Origin of the sequence: Sinomonas cyclohexanicum (genome assembly GCF_020886775.1) — a bacterium.
Classification (GTDB): domain Bacteria; phylum Actinomycetota; class Actinomycetes; order Actinomycetales; family Micrococcaceae; genus Sinomonas; species Sinomonas cyclohexanicum.
Window position 1 is genome coordinate 1 of the sequence record NZ_AP024525.1, and the last position, 15708, is coordinate 15708.

Genomic DNA, 15708 nt, shown 5'->3' on the forward strand with positions numbered 1-15708 from the left:
GTCTCAGTACCCTCCTCCACGGCTGTGGGTATCCCTGTGGATGAAACATGTGATTCAGAGCGTGGGAGGCGACGGGTCGATCACACACGTAGAGGAGCACATGGGACCGGAGAACGCCAACGAGGCCAACACCCTTGGCAGTTCGTGGCGCCGAGTGGTGCGTCTCCTCGAGGAGGATGACCGCGTCTCGCCGCGCCAGCGCGGATTTGTCTCGCTCGCCCAGGCCCAGGGCCTCATCGGCTCCACGCTCCTCGTGGCCGTCCCCAACGAACTCACCCGCGAAGTCCTGCAGGGACAGATCAAGTCCGCGCTCGACGACGCGCTCCGCTCGGTCTTCTCCGAGGACGTACGGTGCGCGATCGACGTCGACACCGACCTCGTGCCCGTGCGGGAGGAGACCTTCGAGCCCGTCCCCGGTCCGGCGTTCCGCGAGGAGCTCCGGGAGGAGGTGCGCCCCGCCCCGACCCCGCCGAGCACGTCCCAGGAGTCGAGCCGGCTCAACCCGAAGTATGTGTTCGACACGTTCGTGATCGGGGCGTCCAACCGCTTCGCCCATGCCGCCGCCGTCGCGGTCGCGGAGGCCCCCGCCAAGGCATACAACCCGCTGTTCATCTACGGCGACTCGGGGCTCGGCAAGACCCACCTGCTCCACGCGATCGGGCACTACGCGCGGCGCCTCTACAACGGCATCCGCGTGCGGTACGTGAACTCCGAGGAGTTCACCAACGACTTCATCAACTCGATCCGCGATGACGAGGGCACGAGCTTCAAGACGACGTACCGCAACGTCGACCTCCTGCTCATCGACGACATCCAGTTCCTCGCCGGGCGCACGGGGACCATGGAAGAGTTCTTCCACACGTTCAACGCGCTGCACAACAGCAACAAGCAGGTCGTCATCACCTCGGACCAGCCGCCGAAGGCGCTGCACGGGTTCGAGGACCGCATGAAGTCCCGGTTCGAGTGGGGCCTCCTGACGGACATCCAGCCGCCGGACCTCGAGACCCGCATCGCGATCCTGCGGAAGAAGGCCAACAGCGACGGCCTCTCGGCCCCCGACGCAGCGCTCGAGTACATCGCCTCACGGATCTCCGCCAACATCCGCGAGCTCGAGGGCGCGCTGATCCGTGTCACGGCGTTCGCGAGCCTCAACAAGCAGCCCGTCGACGTGGCGCTGGCCGAGATGGTGCTCAAGGACCTCATCACGGACGACTCTGCGCTGGAGATCACGGCCGACCAGATCCTCGCGGAGACCGCAGCCTACTTCAAGCTCACGATCGAGGAGCTGAACAGCAAGTCCCGCACGCGAACGCTCGTCACGGCACGCCAGATCGCGATGTACCTGTGCCGCGAGCTGACGGACATGTCCCTGCCGAAGATCGGGCAGGTCCTCGGTGGCCGCGACCACACGACCGTGATCCACGCGGACCGGAAGATCCGCGAGCTCATGGCGGAGCGCCGGGCCATCTACAACCAGGTCACGGAGCTGACCAACAAGATCAAGCAGGCCCAGCGCGGCGCCTGATTGGCCACGGCGCCTCGCCCGCGCGTGCCTTATTAACAGGTGCATGTGGACAACCCTGTGGATAGTTAAGTGAACATCCGCATCCGATGGGGTTAAAACCCTCATCCACACTGTGGAAAGGGCGAATCACAAGAATCGTGGGATCCACAGGCGGTCCTCACCTTGGCCCTCGTCCATCAACACCACGTGAACACCCCTCAACCGCGTCAACTCGCGGCCGGAGGCGGTTATCCACAGTTTCCACAGCGGTTATTAACACCACTAATACCAAGAATCTGGAGATCGTTAGCCAACAGGAAGTCCGAACCTCCCGAACGCGCTTCCCACCGGCCACCGGTCACGCCCCTCCGGCTTGAACCCGCCAGTACGGATGGGGCTAAGCTGTGGTCAGCGCCCGCCGAGGGCGATGCCATGAAGGTGTGCCCCCGCGGCCATGACAGCGATGAAAGGCGGAACGCGTCCGTGAAGTTCCGAGTCGAACGGGATGTCCTCACTGAGGCCGTGAGCTGGGCGGCCCGCTCGCTCTCCCCGCGTCCCCCTGTACCCGTCCTGGCTGGTCTCCTCCTCAAGGCCCACGACGGCGTCGTGAGCCTCAGCAGCTTCGACTACGAGACCTCCGCACGCCTCGAGATCCCGGCCGAGATCAGTGACGAGGGGACCATCCTCGTCTCCGGCCGACTCCTCGCGGACATCTGCCGCAGCCTGCCGAACGCACCTGTGGACGTCGAGACGGACGGCACGAAGGTCACGCTCAGCTGCCGCCGCAGCTCGTTCCACCTCGCCACCATGCCCGAGGCGGAGTACCCCGCGCTCCCCGGCCTCCCGGCGATCCTGGGCACAGTTCCCGGCGACTCGTTCGCCAAGGGCGTCGCCCAGGTGATCATCGCTGCCAGCAAGGACGACACCCTGCCGATCCTCACGGGCGTCCGGATGGAGATCGAGAACGAACTCATCACACTCCTGGCCACGGACCGCTACCGCCTCGCCATGCGCGAGATCCAGTGGCAGCCGGCAAACCCCGGCACCTCCACCTCAGCCCTCGTGAAGGCCAAGACCCTCAGCGAGGTCGCGAAGACGCTCGGCGGATCGGGCGAGCTGAACCTCGCCCTGGCCGATGATGACTCCAGGCTCGTGGGTTTCGAGAGCGGCGGCCGCACCACCACGTCCCTGCTGGTGGACGGCGACTACCCCAAGATCCGCTCGCTCTTCCCGGAGTCCACCCCGATCCACGCCGTCGTCTCCACGCAGGAGCTCGTCGAGGCAGTGCGCCGTGTGTCCCTCGTTGCAGAGCGCAACACACCGGTGCGGCTCGCGTTCACCGAGGGCCTCGTGACGCTCGACGCCGGCACCGGGGAAGACGCCCAGGCCTCCGAGGAACTCGAGGCGCAGCTCACCGGCGAGCCCATCACTGTGGCGTTCAACCCGCACTACCTGATCGAAGGCCTCGCTGTCATCGAGACTCCGTTCGTGCGGTTCTCGTTCACCAGCGCGCCGAAGCCGGCCATGATCACCGCCCAGCGGGACCTCGAGGGCGAGGACGAGGACGACTACCGGTACCTCGTCATGCCCGTCCGGCTGCCCAACTAGGCGCCCCGCTCGACGTCGGCTGCCCGCTCATCCACCGCATGAAGGGACCTCGCACCATGCACATCGGACTCATCGGCCTGGGCAAGATGGGCTTCAACATGCGTGAGCGGCTCCGCCGCGCGGGCGTCGAGGTCACGGGCCTGGACCGCAACCCGGACATCACCGATGTGACGACGGTCGACGACCTCGTCGCGGCCCTCCCCATCCCGCGGATCGTGTGGGTCATGGTCCCCGCCGGTGAGGTCACGGACAAGGTCATCACCGAGCTATCGGAGAAGCTCTCCGAGGGCGATCTCGTGATCGATGGCGGCAACTCCCGCTTCACCGAGGACCAGCGCCACGCCGAGCTGCTCCGGAGCAAGGGCCTGCGCTTCGCGGACTGCGGCGTCTCGGGCGGCGTCTGGGGCCTCGAGAACGGCTACGGCCTCATGGCCGGCGGCGATGCCGCGGACATCGAGCTCGCCATGCCGGTCTTCGACGCTCTGCGCCCCGAAGGCGACCGCGCTGACAGCTTCATCCACGTGGGCGACGTCGGCGCGGGCCACTACGCCAAGATGGTCCACAACGGCATCGAGTACGGCCTCATGCAGTCCTACGCCGAGGGGTATCAGCTGCTCGCCGCGAAGGACATCATCAAGGACCTCCCGGGAACCTTCCGGGCCTGGCAGAAGGGCACGGTGGTGCGCTCGTGGCTCCTCGACCTCCTGGTCAAGGCGCTTGACGAGGACCCGGGCCTCGAGAAGATCGACGACTACGTCGAGGATTCCGGCGAGGGCCGCTGGACCGTCGAGGAGGCCATCGCGAACGCGGTGCCGGCCCCCGCGATCACCGCCGCGCTGTTTGCGCGGTTCGAGTCACGCGAGGACTCATCTCCTGCGATGAAGATGGTCTCCGCGCTGCGGCACCAGTTCGGCGGGCACGCCACCCGCCCGGCACAGTAGGCGGGGGCGCCGCCAACCGGTGTACGTCGAACGTGTCTCCCTGACCGACTTCCGCTCCTACGCCCAGCTCGACCTCGAGCTGTCCCCTGGGGTGACCGTGCTCGTCGGGCACAACGGGGTCGGCAAGACCAACATCGTCGAGGCGCTCGGGATGCTGTCGACCCTGAGCTCGCACCGGGTCAGCTCGGACGCTCCGCTCGTGCGCTTCGGCGCGGAGCGGGCGCTCGTGCGTGCCGGGTTCGTGCGGGGCCCGCAGCGCTCGATGCTCGAGCTCGAGATCAGCCCCGGCCGCTCGAACCGTGGCCGGATCAACCGCGGCAGCACCGTGCGCGCCCGCGACCTGCTCGGCATCGCGCGGACCGTCCTCTTCGCTCCGGAGGACCTCGGTTTGGTCAAGGGAGATCCGTCGGCGCGGAGGCGGTTCCTCGACGAGCTCCTGACCCTGCTGCTCCCCCACCTCGCCGGGACGCGCGCCGACTACGACCGGGTGCTGAAGCAGCGCAACGCCCTGCTCAAGAGCGCCCGCGCGGCGCGGTTCTCCCGGCGCGGGACCAGCGCCGGGGACTCGTCGGGTGCCACGGTCGAGTCGACCCTCGACGTGTGGGACAGCCACCTTGCCCGGGCGGGCGCCCGGCTGCTGGCCGCGCGCCTCGAACTCGTCGAACGCCTCGGCCCGCACCTCGACGCCGCCTACGCGCAGCTCACTGACGGGTCGAAGGTGGCCCGCGCGGTGTACCGCTCAACGGTCGAGGGTGCCGTCCCCGACGCCGAGGAGGATGTGCACGACGGCGACCGCGCGCCGTCGTCCGCCACAGCACCGGCGGCGGGGCCTGCCGCTGAGGCCGCCGAGGGAACGGCACCACGCGAGAGGAGCGACCTCGCCGGGCTCGGCGCGGACGCGATCGCCGAGCGGTTCCTCGCGGCGCTTGCCCAGGCGAGGCCGCGGGAGCTCGAGCGCGGGCTCACGCTCGTGGGGCCGCACCGGGACGACCTCGAACTGCTGCTCGGCGATGCCCCGGCCAAGGGGTTCGCCTCCCACGGGGAGACGTGGTCGTTGGCGCTCGCGCTGCGCCTCGCCTCGTACTACGTGATGCTGGACGACTCGGCCGTGGAGGGCGACGAGCCGATTCTCATCCTCGACGACGTGTTCGCCGAGCTCGACGCGACGAGGCGCGCGCGGCTCGCGGCCATCGTGGCGAGGGCGGAGCAGGTCCTCGTGACCGCAGCGGTCGACGGCGACATCCCGCCGGAGCTGGGCGGGCGGCGGATCCGCGTGGTGCCGGGGGCGATCGACGAGGTTTCGGCGGAGCCGGAAGATGCCTGAGCGGCCGACGGGAAGTGACCCCCACGAGGCGACCCCCGGGCCGGGGGATGGAGTAGACGCCGCGCGGGCGGCACTCAACCGGGTGCGGCAGGCGGCCGAGGTGCGCGGCGAGGTGCGTGTCAGGGCCACCGGACCGCTCGTGGCCGACCCCAACGCGCCGCGGACGTTCGCGTCGGGGTCCAGGCCACGGCGTCGGCCGACCGGAGGGTACAGCGGGCGCGACCCGCAGGGCCTCGGCTCCGTGGTGAACCGCATGGTCGCCGAGCGCGGGTGGAACTCCCCCGTCGCTGTCGGGTCCGTGATGTCGCGCTGGAAGGAACTCGTCGGGCCCGAGATCGCCGCGCACTGCACGCCCGAGAGCTTCGAGGGCACGGACCTGCGGGTCCGCTGCGACTCGACCGCGTGGGCCACGCAGCTGCGCCTCATGGCCTCGACACTCCTGGACCGGTTCCGGCGGGAGCTGGGCGAGGGGATCGTCACGAGGATCCAGGTCCTCGGGCCTGCGGCCCCGAGCTGGCGGAAGGGCCCACGGCACGTGCGCGGGCGGGGCCCGCGGGACACCTACGGCTGACACCCCGTCTGGGAGTCACGTCCCGGAGGTCAGCTTCCGCGGGCCGGGCCGAGTGCCGTGGACGGCGCGTGTGGCGCTCAGGAGGGCGGGACCCACACTGCCCCTTGGAAGGTGGCAGGCGAGCCGCGCCACGACGGGTTTGCAGGCCTCTCACCGGGCATTGGGGGTGGCGCTGTCCGTCCCCGCGCGGAACCGGTAGAATTGACACGTTAAGCCCGCCGAAACCTGAGCCGACATGAAGAGGGGTCGAGAACGCCTGTGGCTGACGAGAGTCCCGTGGACCCAAACACCCATCAGCAGCATGACACCCACGAGGGCGACGCCAAGCCCTCAACCTCCCGGCCGGATCCCGGGGAATACGGCGCCAGCAGCATCACCGTTCTTGAGGGCCTCGAGGCCGTCCGCAAGCGCCCGGGCATGTACATCGGCTCGACCGGTCCCCGCGGCCTCCACCACCTGGTCTACGAGGTGGTGGACAACTCGGTCGACGAGGCCCTTGCAGGTTTCTGCGACCACATCCAGGTGACCCTCCAGGACGACGGCGGCGTGCGCGTCGAGGACAACGGCCGCGGCATCCCCGTGGACATCCACCCCACCGAGGGCAAGCCCACGGTCGAGGTCGTCATGACCATCCTCCACGCGGGCGGCAAGTTCGGCGGCGGCGGGTACACCGTCTCGGGTGGCCTCCACGGCGTCGGCATCTCCGTGGTCAACGCCCTCTCGACCCGGGTCGAGACCGAGGTGCGCCGCAAGGGCCACGTGTGGCGCATGTCCTTCCGCGACGGCGGCCACCCCGTGGGCGGGCTCGTGGAGGGCGAGGCCACGGACGAGACCGGCACCATCCAGACGTTCTACCCCGACCCGGCGATCTTCGACGCCACCGACTTCGACTTCGAGACCCTCCGCGCCCGCTTCCAGCAGATGGCCTTCCTCAACAAGGGCCTGCGCATCACCCTCACGGACGAGCGCCGCGGCGACGAGGAGGAGAGCGAACTCGCGGGCGAGGACGGCGAGACGCAGCCTGCCCAGGAGGCATCCTCGGCCCCGAAGCGCCGGGTCGTCGACTACAAGTACGACGACGGGCTGCTGGACTACGTCCGCCATCTGAACTCCTCGAAGAAGATCGAGGTGATCCACGAGGAGGTCATCGCGTTCGAGAGCGTTGACCACGAGCGCAAGATGGCACTCGAGGTGGCCATGCAGTGGACCACCGCCTACGCGGAGTCCGTGCACACCTACGCGAACACGATCAACACCCACGAGGGCGGCACGCACGAGGAGGGATTCCGCGCCGCGATGACCTCCCTCATGAACCGTTACGCGCGTGAGAAGGGCATCCTCAAGGAGAAGGACGACAACCTCACCGGCGACGACGTCCGCGAGGGCCTCACCGCCGTCATCAGCATCAAGCTCGCCGAGCCGCAGTTCGAGGGCCAGACCAAGACCAAGCTCGGCAACTCGGAGGCGAAGGGCTTCGTCCAGCGCGTCGTGACGGACCAGCTCGGCGACTGGCTCGAGCGCAACCCGGGCCCCGCCAAGGACGTGATCCGCAAGGCGATCCAGGCCTCCGCGGCCCGCATGGCCGCGCGCAAGGCCCGCGACAACGCGCGCCGCAAGAGCCCGCTCGAGTCGTTCGGCATGCCCGGCAAGCTCTCCGACTGCTCGAGCAAGGACCCCTCGCGCTGCGAGGTCTACATCGTGGAGGGCGACTCCGCCGGCGGCTCCGCCAAGCGCGGGCGCAACCCCGAGACGCAGGCCATCCTGCCGCTGCGCGGGAAGATCCTCAACGTGGAGCGGGCACGCCTCGACAAGGCGCTCGGCAACGCCGAGGTCCAGTCCATGATCACCGCGTTCGGCACGGGGATCGGCGAGGACTTCGACATCTCCAAGCTGCGCTACCACAAGATCGTGCTCATGGCCGATGCGGACGTGGACGGCCAGCACATCACCACGCTTCTCCTGACGCTCCTGTTCCGCTACATGCGCCCGCTCATCGAGAACGGGTACGTGTTCCTCGCACAGCCGCCGCTCTACCGCATCAAGTGGTCCAACCACGCGCACGACTACGTGTTCAGCGACCGCGAGCGTGACGAGGCCATCCGCACGGGCATCGCCAACGGCCAGCGCCTGCCGAAGGAGAACGGCATCCAGCGCTACAAGGGCCTCGGCGAGATGGACTATACCGAGCTGTGGGACACCACGATGGACCCGGACCGGCGCACCCTGCTGCAGGTGACCATGGAGGACGCCGCGGCCGCGGACCAGACGTTCTCCGTGCTGATGGGCGACGACGTCGAATCCCGCCGCCACTTCATCCAGCAGAACGCCAAGGACGTCCGCTTCCTGGACATCTGACCTCGGGCAACGAGAGCGAATAGACAGGATTAGAGGAGAGAATCTGTGAGCGACGAGACTCCCGAGAACCCCACGCCCGGCGAGGACGACCAGACGTCGTTCGGGTCCGGCGACCCCATCACCGTCGACCGCATCGAGCAGGTGGACCTGCAGACGGAGATGCAGCGTTCGTACCTCGACTACGCGATGGCCGTCATCGTGGGCCGCGCGCTGCCTGACGTGCGTGACGGCCTCAAGCCCGTCCACCGCCGCGTGCTGTACGCGATGTACGACGGCGGCTACCGCCCGGACCGCGCCTTCAACAAGTGCGCGCGCGTGGTGGGCGACGTCATGGGAACGTACCACCCGCACGGCGACATGGCGATCTACGACGCCCTCGTTCGTCTCATCCAGGACTGGGTCATGCGGTACCCGCTCGCGCTGGGCCAGGGGAACTTCGGCTCCCCCGGCAACGACGGCGCCGCGGCCCCCCGGTACACCGAGACGAAGATGGCCCAGCTGGCCATGGAGATGGTCCGGGACATCGACGAGGAGACCGTCGACTTCCAGGACAACTACGACGGCAAGAACCAGGAGCCCACGGTCCTGCCGGCGCGGTTCCCGAATCTGCTCGTCAACGGCTCCTCGGGCATCGCCGTCGGCATGGCCACGAACATCCCGCCGCACAACCTCCGCGAGGTGGCCTCCGGCGTCCAGTGGTACCTCGACAACCCCGAGGCGACCCGCGAGGAGCTGCTCGAGGCGCTCCTGACGCGCATCAAGGGCCCCGACTTCCCCACGGGTGCGACCATCCTGGGGCGCAAGGGCATCGAGGACGCGTACCGCACGGGCCGCGGCTCGATCACGATGCGTGCGGTGGTGAACGTCGAGGAGATCCAGGGCCGCACGTGCCTTGTGGTCACCGAGCTGCCGTACATGGCCAACCCGGACAACCTCGCGATGAAGATCGCCGAGCTGGTCAAGGACGGCAAGATCGGCGGCATCGCGGACCTGCGCGACGAGACGTCCGGCCGCACCGGCCAGCGCCTCGTGATCGTGCTCAAGCGGGACGCCGTGGCCAAGGTCGTGCTCAACAACCTCTACAAGCACACCCAGCTGCAGGACAACTTCGCGGCGAACATGCTCGCGATCGTCGACGGCGTGCCCCGCACCCTCTCTCTCGACGCCTTCGTCCGGCACTGGGTCATGCACCAGATCGACGTCATCGTGCGGCGCACGCGGTACCGCCTGCGCAAGGCCGAGGAGCGCATGCACATCCTGCGCGCCCTGCTCAAGGCCCTGGACATGCTGGACGAGGTCATCGCCCTCATCCGCCGCTCCTCCACGGTCGAAGACGCGCGCGAGGGCCTCAAGTCGCTCCTGGACATCGACGACATCCAGGCGCAGGCCATCCTCGACATGCAGCTCCGCCGCCTCGCGGCCCTCGAGCGGCAGAAGATCATGGACGAGCACGACGAGCTCGAGGCGCTCATCGCCGAGTACAACTCGATCCTCGCCGACCCGGCCCGCCAGCGGCAGATCATCTCCGAGGAGCTTTCCGGCATCGTCGAGAAGCACGGCGACGACCGCCGCACCCGCGTCGTGGCGGGCTTCGACGGCGACATGAGCGTCGAGGACCTCATCCCCGAGGAGGAGATGGTCGTCACGATCACCCGCGGCGGGTACGTCAAGCGGACCCGCAGCGACCAGTACCGCCAGCAGCAGCGCGGCGGCAAGGGCGTGAAGGGCGCGCAGCTGCGCGGGGACGATGTGGTGGAGCACTTCTTCGTCACGACCACGCACCACTGGCTCCTGTTCTTCACGAACCTCGGGCGCGTGTACCGCGCCAAGGCGTACGAGCTCGCCGAGGGCGGGCGGGACGCCAAGGGCCAGCACGTGGCGAACCTGCTCGCGTTCCAGCCCGACGAGCGCATCGCCCAGGTCCTCGCGCTGCGCGACTACCAGCAGGCCCCGTACCTCGTGCTCGCAACGAAGGGCGGCCTCGTGAAGAAGACCCGCCTCGAGGACTACGACACGAACCGCGCCGCCGGCGTCATCGCCATCAACCTCCGCGAGGACGACGAGCTCGTCTCGGCCCAGCTTGTGAGCGAGACCGACGACCTCATGCTCGTCTCCCGCCACGGCCAGTCGCTGCGCTTCACGGCGGACGACGACGCGCTCCGCCCGATGGGCCGCGCCACGAGCGGCGTGACCGGCATGAAGTTCCGTGACGACGACGAGCTCCTCGCCGCCGACGTGGTGACCGAGGACGCGTTCGTGTTCATCGTGACCGAGGGCGGCTTCGCGAAGCGCACCTCGGCCGAGGAGTACCGAGTCCAGGGCCGCGGCGGCCTCGGGATCAAGGTGGGCAAGTACCAGGAGGAGCGGGGGCACCTCGTCGGGGCCCTCATCGTCCAGGAGGAGGACGAGGTCCTCGTGGTCATGGAGGGCGGCAAGGTGGTCCGCTCCGCGGTGGCCGGCGTGCCGGCCAAGGGCCGTGACACGATGGGCGTCATCTTTGCCAAGCCGGACAAGCGCGACCGCATCATCGCGGTGGCGAAGAACACGGAGCGCACGCTCGGCGAGGACGAGGAGTCGGAGGACGACGGCGGCCCGGTCCCGGACGGCGGGGGCGCCGAGCCGAACGACAGCGATGTCGCCGAGACGTCCGAGGAAGGCGTCGCCGGGGCTCATGCCGTAACGTTGGCTGCAGACTCTGACCAGGATCTGGGAGGTACCGAGTGAGCACGCCCGAGAACACGCCGTCGTCAGGCGGGTATCCGCAGGCAGCGCCACCGTCGCGCCCGCCGCAGCGACCGAGCGTTCCGCCGCAGTCGGCGGGCCCCAACGGCGGGGGCGGGCAGCGTCCGGCCACTCGGCCCGCTGAGCGCCCGCTCACCGGGGCCGCTGCCCAGCGCGCCTCCGGCCAGCGCCCCGCAGGCCAGCGCCCCGGGGCGCCCGGGCTCGTGCGCCCCGCCCCGAAGGCCAAGCAGCGCCGGGCCCGCCTGATCGTGAGCAAGGTGGACACGTGGTCCGTGCTCAAGATGGCGTTCCTGCTCTCCGTGGCCCTCGGCATCGTGACGGTCGTGGCGTCGATCGTGCTCTGGATGGTCCTCGACGTCACGGGCATCTTCGACAAGATCAACGGCCTCCTCGGCGAGATCGGCGGCTCTGAGAGCAGCGGCGCCCTGGACCTGAAGAAGATCGCCTCGCTCGGCCAGGTGGCTTCGTTCGCGACCATCATCGCCGTCGTGAATGTGGTGCTCCTGACCGCGCTGTCCGCGCTGACCGCGGTGCTCTACAACATCTCGGCGACCCTCGTGGGCGGCATCGGAGTGACCCTCACGGACGACTGAGTCCGATTTGGCCGCGGGCCGAGATGTGCTGTAGAGTCATGTCTCGGCCCGAGGGCAAGATCGGGTCATGTGGGGGCGTATAGCTCAGGCGGTTAGAGCGCTTCGCTGATAACGAAGAGGTCCCAGGTTCAAGTCCTGGTACGCCCACGGAACTTGGTTTCCGAGCCATGTGGAGGTGCCCGTGAAGAGACTGATTGCAATTGCAGTCGCCGCTCTCGCGGGTGCCTTCCTGTATCGGAAGGCCAAGGAATCCGAGGCCCAGAAGGACATCTGGAGCGGCTCGACCGACCCGGTCGAGTGACTCTGGTCCCAGGGCCACGGGGGCATGGCGCAATTGGTAGCGCACCTGCTTTGCAAGCAGGGGGTTAGGGGTTCGAGTCCCCTTGCCTCCACCCGATAGAAGAAGGCCCGAACCGCAAGACGGTTCGGGCCTTCTTCCTTGTGTTTCCGCGGATTTCGGCCCTGAGTGCGGCACCTGAGATGGCTTACGCGGGTATCCGCGGGCTCGCGGTGGTAGTTGATCCGATGGCGTAATGGTAGTAGTTGGTGTTGATTCGCGTGCGCCTCGTGCGCCTTAGGAAAAAGCGGAATCACGCGGGAGCGCGATGCCGATCTGGGCCATGTGCGCCCGGTGCGCCCTTGGCTAAGAGCCCGCTCTCTACCCTTCGCGTGGCCTGCGGTCTGGATCCCGTACGGTTGAAACCCAAGGCAGCCGGACGGTTATCGACTTCCTGCCGACCGTCGCCGGCGTCGTGGTGCTCTTGGTCGGCGTGGCTCAGGATCACGCGCCGCTGGGAACTGACATCATTCGGTGACGAGGACTGACGTCCTGCGCGCCCGGCAACGTGCCGGCTGCGCGCTGAAGTATGGCCGCCATCCAGGATGAAGGGACCCAGGAAATGGCACGATCCGTCCATGAGATAACTGCTGCCCTCGCACAACATTTCCCTGAAGGTCCGCCCGCCGACGCAACGGTGCAGAATCAGGGATTCGACTATCTGCCCAGTCACTGGACCAGCCGTTGGCCCGACTCGTTGCCCGTGCCGGAGGTGCTACTCGGCGGCGACCGAAGACACGTCAGTCGGCGTGACGTATTCGCCGTTTCCGCAGCGGCCATAGGCTCGGACGAAGACCTTGTGAACCTGTACGTCGCGATCTGCGCTTGGGGAACTGGGACGAAGGCCCAGCGTGTTGCGCGTGCCGTCAAACCCCTCCATGAGAAGGGAGCCGTCGACGCGCTGGCACGCTCGCTGGATGCTGCCAGGTCACTCCACCCGGTCGAGGCCTACCGGAGGCTGAATACGACCGGTGAGGACAGGATCAAACACTTTGGCGCTGCCTTCTTCACGAAGTGGCTGTACTTCTCCTCCTACAACACGAGGAGCGACCAGCAAGGTCCTGCGCCGCTCATCCTCGACTCCCGCGTTGCCAAGGCTCTCGGGTGGGGAACTCACGGCTGGAATTCAAAGGACTACGGGCGGTACCTGGAACTAGCCACTGACATTCAGGACGCGTGGTGTCCGCGCGACCTATCTCGCAGAAGCGCACCCTCTCATGTGGTTGAGTACGCGCTCTTCAAGCTTGGGGGAAGCTAGGAGCCATGGTTCGCGGTCAAGCCCCCGCAGCTTCGAGCGTTCCCGGCTCATCTGTCGGGCTACTGTTGGCGCATGAGCCCGCTCCCGGATCGTCCAGAGACTGAGCTGGCGGACGGCCTCTCTGAGAAGGCGTGGCCCCCTAGGACCGTTTGGCACTACACCGACGCTAAAGGGCTGGAGGGGATTCTTCGAGAGAACGTGCTGTGGGCCAACTCGACCGCCTTCATGAATGACCGGCACGAGCTTCTGACCGGAGCCATGCTGCTGCAGGAGTTGTTGGAACGACACAAGGCCTACTTGGAGCCCAAGGTCCTCGCTGACATTCGATCGATGCTGCGCTACGCCACTGCGAGAGATCGGTACAAGGCGTTCTTGGCATGCGCATGCGAAGACCCCAATAACCTCACTATGTGGAGGAACTACACGGGTAACTCGGTCGGCTTCGCCATTGGCATCGACAGCAGCAAGGCGCTGTCAATGCGGCGACAGCGCCCGATGACCAGCTCGATGCTGGACGAGCAAGGCTTCCATGACGACGCCGAGCGACGAGAAGTGCTCGAGAACGGACGAAGACCACTCGGCGCATTCGCATGGCAGGAGGTCAAGTACGACAAGGAGGATCACATCAAGTGGGCGTGGGGGCGGCTTCGAGAACTGGAAGGGGCCTCTCGCGCCCACCAGTCCAAATCCACTCGCAGTCCGAAGACCCGTCCGGAGCTCGATGTGATGTCTGACATCTACGAAGACCTTCAAACGATCAAAGACTCCGGATTCAAAGATGAACGAGAGACCCGGGTGCTTTGCTGGACGGCCCTGCATACAGACCTGACATATGTGAAGTATCGCCCCAATCAATACGGGATCGTGCCCTACGTGGAGCTTGGCATCCCAAGGTCTCCAGATTCAGTCCCGGGCCAGTTCCCCGAACCAATGGAGCAACTTCCAGTAGTCGGAATCGCAGTTGGACCCACTCCATACCCTGAGGAAGCAGCCTCCGGGGTACGTGAGCTTCTCCGCTCAGTCGGCCGACCAGCAGTCGCGGTTATCCGGCTCTTCGGATCTAAGCATGGTTCGGGGTTCTCCATGGGCGGTGGCCGCCTGCGGATAGCAGGCATCTGAGTCTGTAGTTTTCGAAGTTGCGGAAGCCGCGGGCGATGCGACGGGTGGTCTCGATGACGCCGTTGACGGCCTCGGTGGGCCCGTTGGATGCGCCCTTGGTGTCAAAGTAGGCCAGGAAGGCCTTGCGCCAGCGGCGCAGGGTCTTCCCGAGCCGGGCGATCTCGGGTATCGGGCAGGACGGGAACGCGGCGAGGACGTGCTCGGCGGTCCGCCTGCCGGCGGCAGGGTCGGCGGCTGTGTAGACGGACCGGAGCTGCTGGGCGCAGGCCCAGGCGAGCTCGACCTCGAAGTGCTCGCTGTGGGCGTCGAACGCTTTGGCGAGACGGCCCTTCTGCTTCTCGGTCAGCCGTTCGGCCCCGCAGCGCAGGGTGCGCTGGATGCCATAGAGCGGGTCGCCCTTGTGCCCGCGGTGGCCGAGGGTGGCCTGCTGGACGCGGCGGCGGACATCGTCCACCGCTGCGGTGCCCAGCTTCACGACGTGGAACGCGTCGAGCACCGCCACGGCGTCTTCGAGCTGGTCGTCGATAGCGTTCTTGTAGCCCTGGAAGGGGTCCAGGGCTGCGACCTTCACACCCCTGCGGAAGGCGTCGCCGCGGTCCTTGAGCCAGTCCCGGTAGACCGGCCCGGACCGGCCGGGCACGAGATCCAGCAGCCTGGCCCGGGGCTTCCCGTCCGGGCCGCGGGTGTGGTCCACGATGCCTGTGACCATCCCGGATCCGGGCGGGCCGGTGTGCGACCAGAGATGCTCGTCCACCCCGAGCGCGTCGATCCCGGCAAGCCGTCCAGGATCGGCGAGGCGCCGCCGGGTCTCTGCCGCGACCGCGTCCCAGACTGTGCCCCAGTCGACCCCGAGATGACGGGCCAGTGCCGAGACGGACGTGTCGTCGCGCTCGAGGGCGTCCGTAGCCCAGGAAACTGCCCGGGCGCTGAGCTTGGCCCGCGGGGCCGCGAACGGGTGGGCCTCGGAGAAGGTCTTCTTCGGGCACGCCGGCTCCGGGCAGCGCCAGATCCTCTTGAGCCATCGGATCCGCACCGGGGTCCCGAAGCAGGGCGTGTCCGCGACGGTGTGGACGCGGCGTCCGTGCCCGACAGCGACGCATCCGCATCCCGGGCACCCGCCGACGTCGGCGTCGGTCTCCACCGTCACCGTCAGGCTGAAGCCCCCGCCTGAATCGTCGGCGCACACGCCGAGCACGTGCAGGCCGGGGAAATGGAAGAGCGCATCAGCCCGTGCGCACCAGCGCGCACCGGGCCCACAAGTACAGTGGTCCACGTCGAGGTCTTCTCATCAGATTGCTTGGTCGCTTCTGATCCTGAAGACCTCGACCCCATCAGCCCCGCACCGCCACGCCGCCG

12 protein-coding genes and 2 tRNA genes are annotated in these 15708 nt (G+C 67.8%); 13 read left to right on the forward strand and 1 reads right to left on the reverse strand.

The window, feature by feature from the left end:
* The first annotated feature begins 100 nt into the window (after positions 1-100).
* The 13 genes from dnaA to SCMU_RS00065 all read left to right on the forward strand — a co-directional run bounded on the left by dnaA (position 101) and on the right by SCMU_RS00065 (position 14352).
* Positions 101-1525 carry a chromosomal replication initiator protein DnaA gene (gene dnaA / locus SCMU_RS00005; RefSeq protein WP_229230940.1) on the forward strand — a complete coding sequence of 475 codons (1425 nt, stop codon included), beginning with the start codon at positions 101-103 and terminating at the stop codon, positions 1523-1525.
* Between the two features lie 462 nt (positions 1526-1987).
* On the forward strand, positions 1988-3112 hold the full coding sequence (gene dnaN, locus SCMU_RS00010) for a DNA polymerase III subunit beta (protein ID WP_229230941.1): 1125 nt from the start codon (positions 1988-1990) through the stop codon (positions 3110-3112).
* Between the two features lie 56 nt (positions 3113-3168).
* Positions 3169-4053: a phosphogluconate dehydrogenase (NAD(+)-dependent, decarboxylating) gene (gnd, locus tag SCMU_RS00015; protein WP_229230942.1), complete on the forward strand. Its 885-nt coding sequence runs from the start codon at positions 3169-3171 to the stop codon at positions 4051-4053.
* A gap of 19 nt (positions 4054-4072) precedes the next feature.
* The gene (gene recF, locus SCMU_RS00020; RefSeq protein ID WP_229230943.1) at positions 4073-5377 is read left to right on the forward strand and encodes a DNA replication/repair protein RecF; all 1305 of its coding nucleotides are present in this window, start codon (positions 4073-4075) and stop codon (positions 5375-5377) included.
* A complete protein-coding gene (locus SCMU_RS00025; RefSeq protein ID WP_229230944.1) occupies positions 5370-5948 on the forward strand; it encodes a DciA family protein in 579 nt (192 codons plus the stop codon). The genes recF and SCMU_RS00025 overlap by 8 nt, the downstream gene beginning before the upstream one ends.
* 372 nt (positions 5949-6320) lie before the next feature.
* Positions 6321-8303, forward strand: coding sequence for a DNA topoisomerase (ATP-hydrolyzing) subunit B (gene gyrB / locus SCMU_RS00030; protein WP_229233105.1), 1983 nt, complete (start codon positions 6321-6323; stop codon positions 8301-8303).
* A 45-nt stretch (positions 8304-8348) separates the two neighbouring features.
* Entirely contained in the window at positions 8349-11027 is a 2679-nt protein-coding gene (gene gyrA / locus SCMU_RS00035; protein ID WP_443020187.1) for a DNA gyrase subunit A, read from the forward strand.
* Positions 11024-11638: a DUF3566 domain-containing protein gene (locus SCMU_RS00040; RefSeq protein WP_229230945.1), complete on the forward strand. Its 615-nt coding sequence runs from the start codon at positions 11024-11026 to the stop codon at positions 11636-11638. The genes gyrA and SCMU_RS00040 overlap by 4 nt, the downstream gene beginning before the upstream one ends.
* Positions 11639-11711: 73 nt before the next feature.
* Positions 11712-11785, forward strand: a tRNA-Ile gene (locus tag SCMU_RS00045).
* Positions 11786-11819: 34 nt separating this feature from the next.
* Positions 11820-11939, forward strand: coding sequence for a DLW-39 family protein (locus SCMU_RS00050; protein WP_229230946.1), 120 nt, complete (start codon positions 11820-11822; stop codon positions 11937-11939).
* An 18-nt stretch (positions 11940-11957) separates the two neighbouring features.
* Positions 11958-12030: transfer RNA gene (locus SCMU_RS00055), tRNA-Ala, on the forward strand.
* 507 nt (positions 12031-12537) lie between these two features.
* The gene (locus SCMU_RS00060; RefSeq protein ID WP_229230947.1) at positions 12538-13233 is read left to right on the forward strand and encodes an 8-oxoguanine DNA glycosylase OGG fold protein; all 696 of its coding nucleotides are present in this window, start codon (positions 12538-12540) and stop codon (positions 13231-13233) included.
* 72 nt (positions 13234-13305) lie between these two features.
* Positions 13306-14352 (forward strand): DUF2971 domain-containing protein, encoded by a 1047-nt coding sequence (locus SCMU_RS00065; RefSeq protein WP_229230948.1) that lies wholly within the window; start codon positions 13306-13308, stop codon positions 14350-14352.
* Here the strand turns inward: SCMU_RS00065 and SCMU_RS00070 are convergent.
* The gene (locus tag SCMU_RS00070) at positions 14294-15625 is read right to left on the reverse strand and encodes an ISL3 family transposase (RefSeq protein ID WP_229230949.1); all 1332 of its coding nucleotides are present in this window, start codon (positions 15623-15625) and stop codon (positions 14294-14296) included. The two genes, SCMU_RS00065 and SCMU_RS00070, sit on opposite strands and share 59 nt — an antisense overlap.
* Positions 15626-15708: the final 83 nt, after the last annotated feature.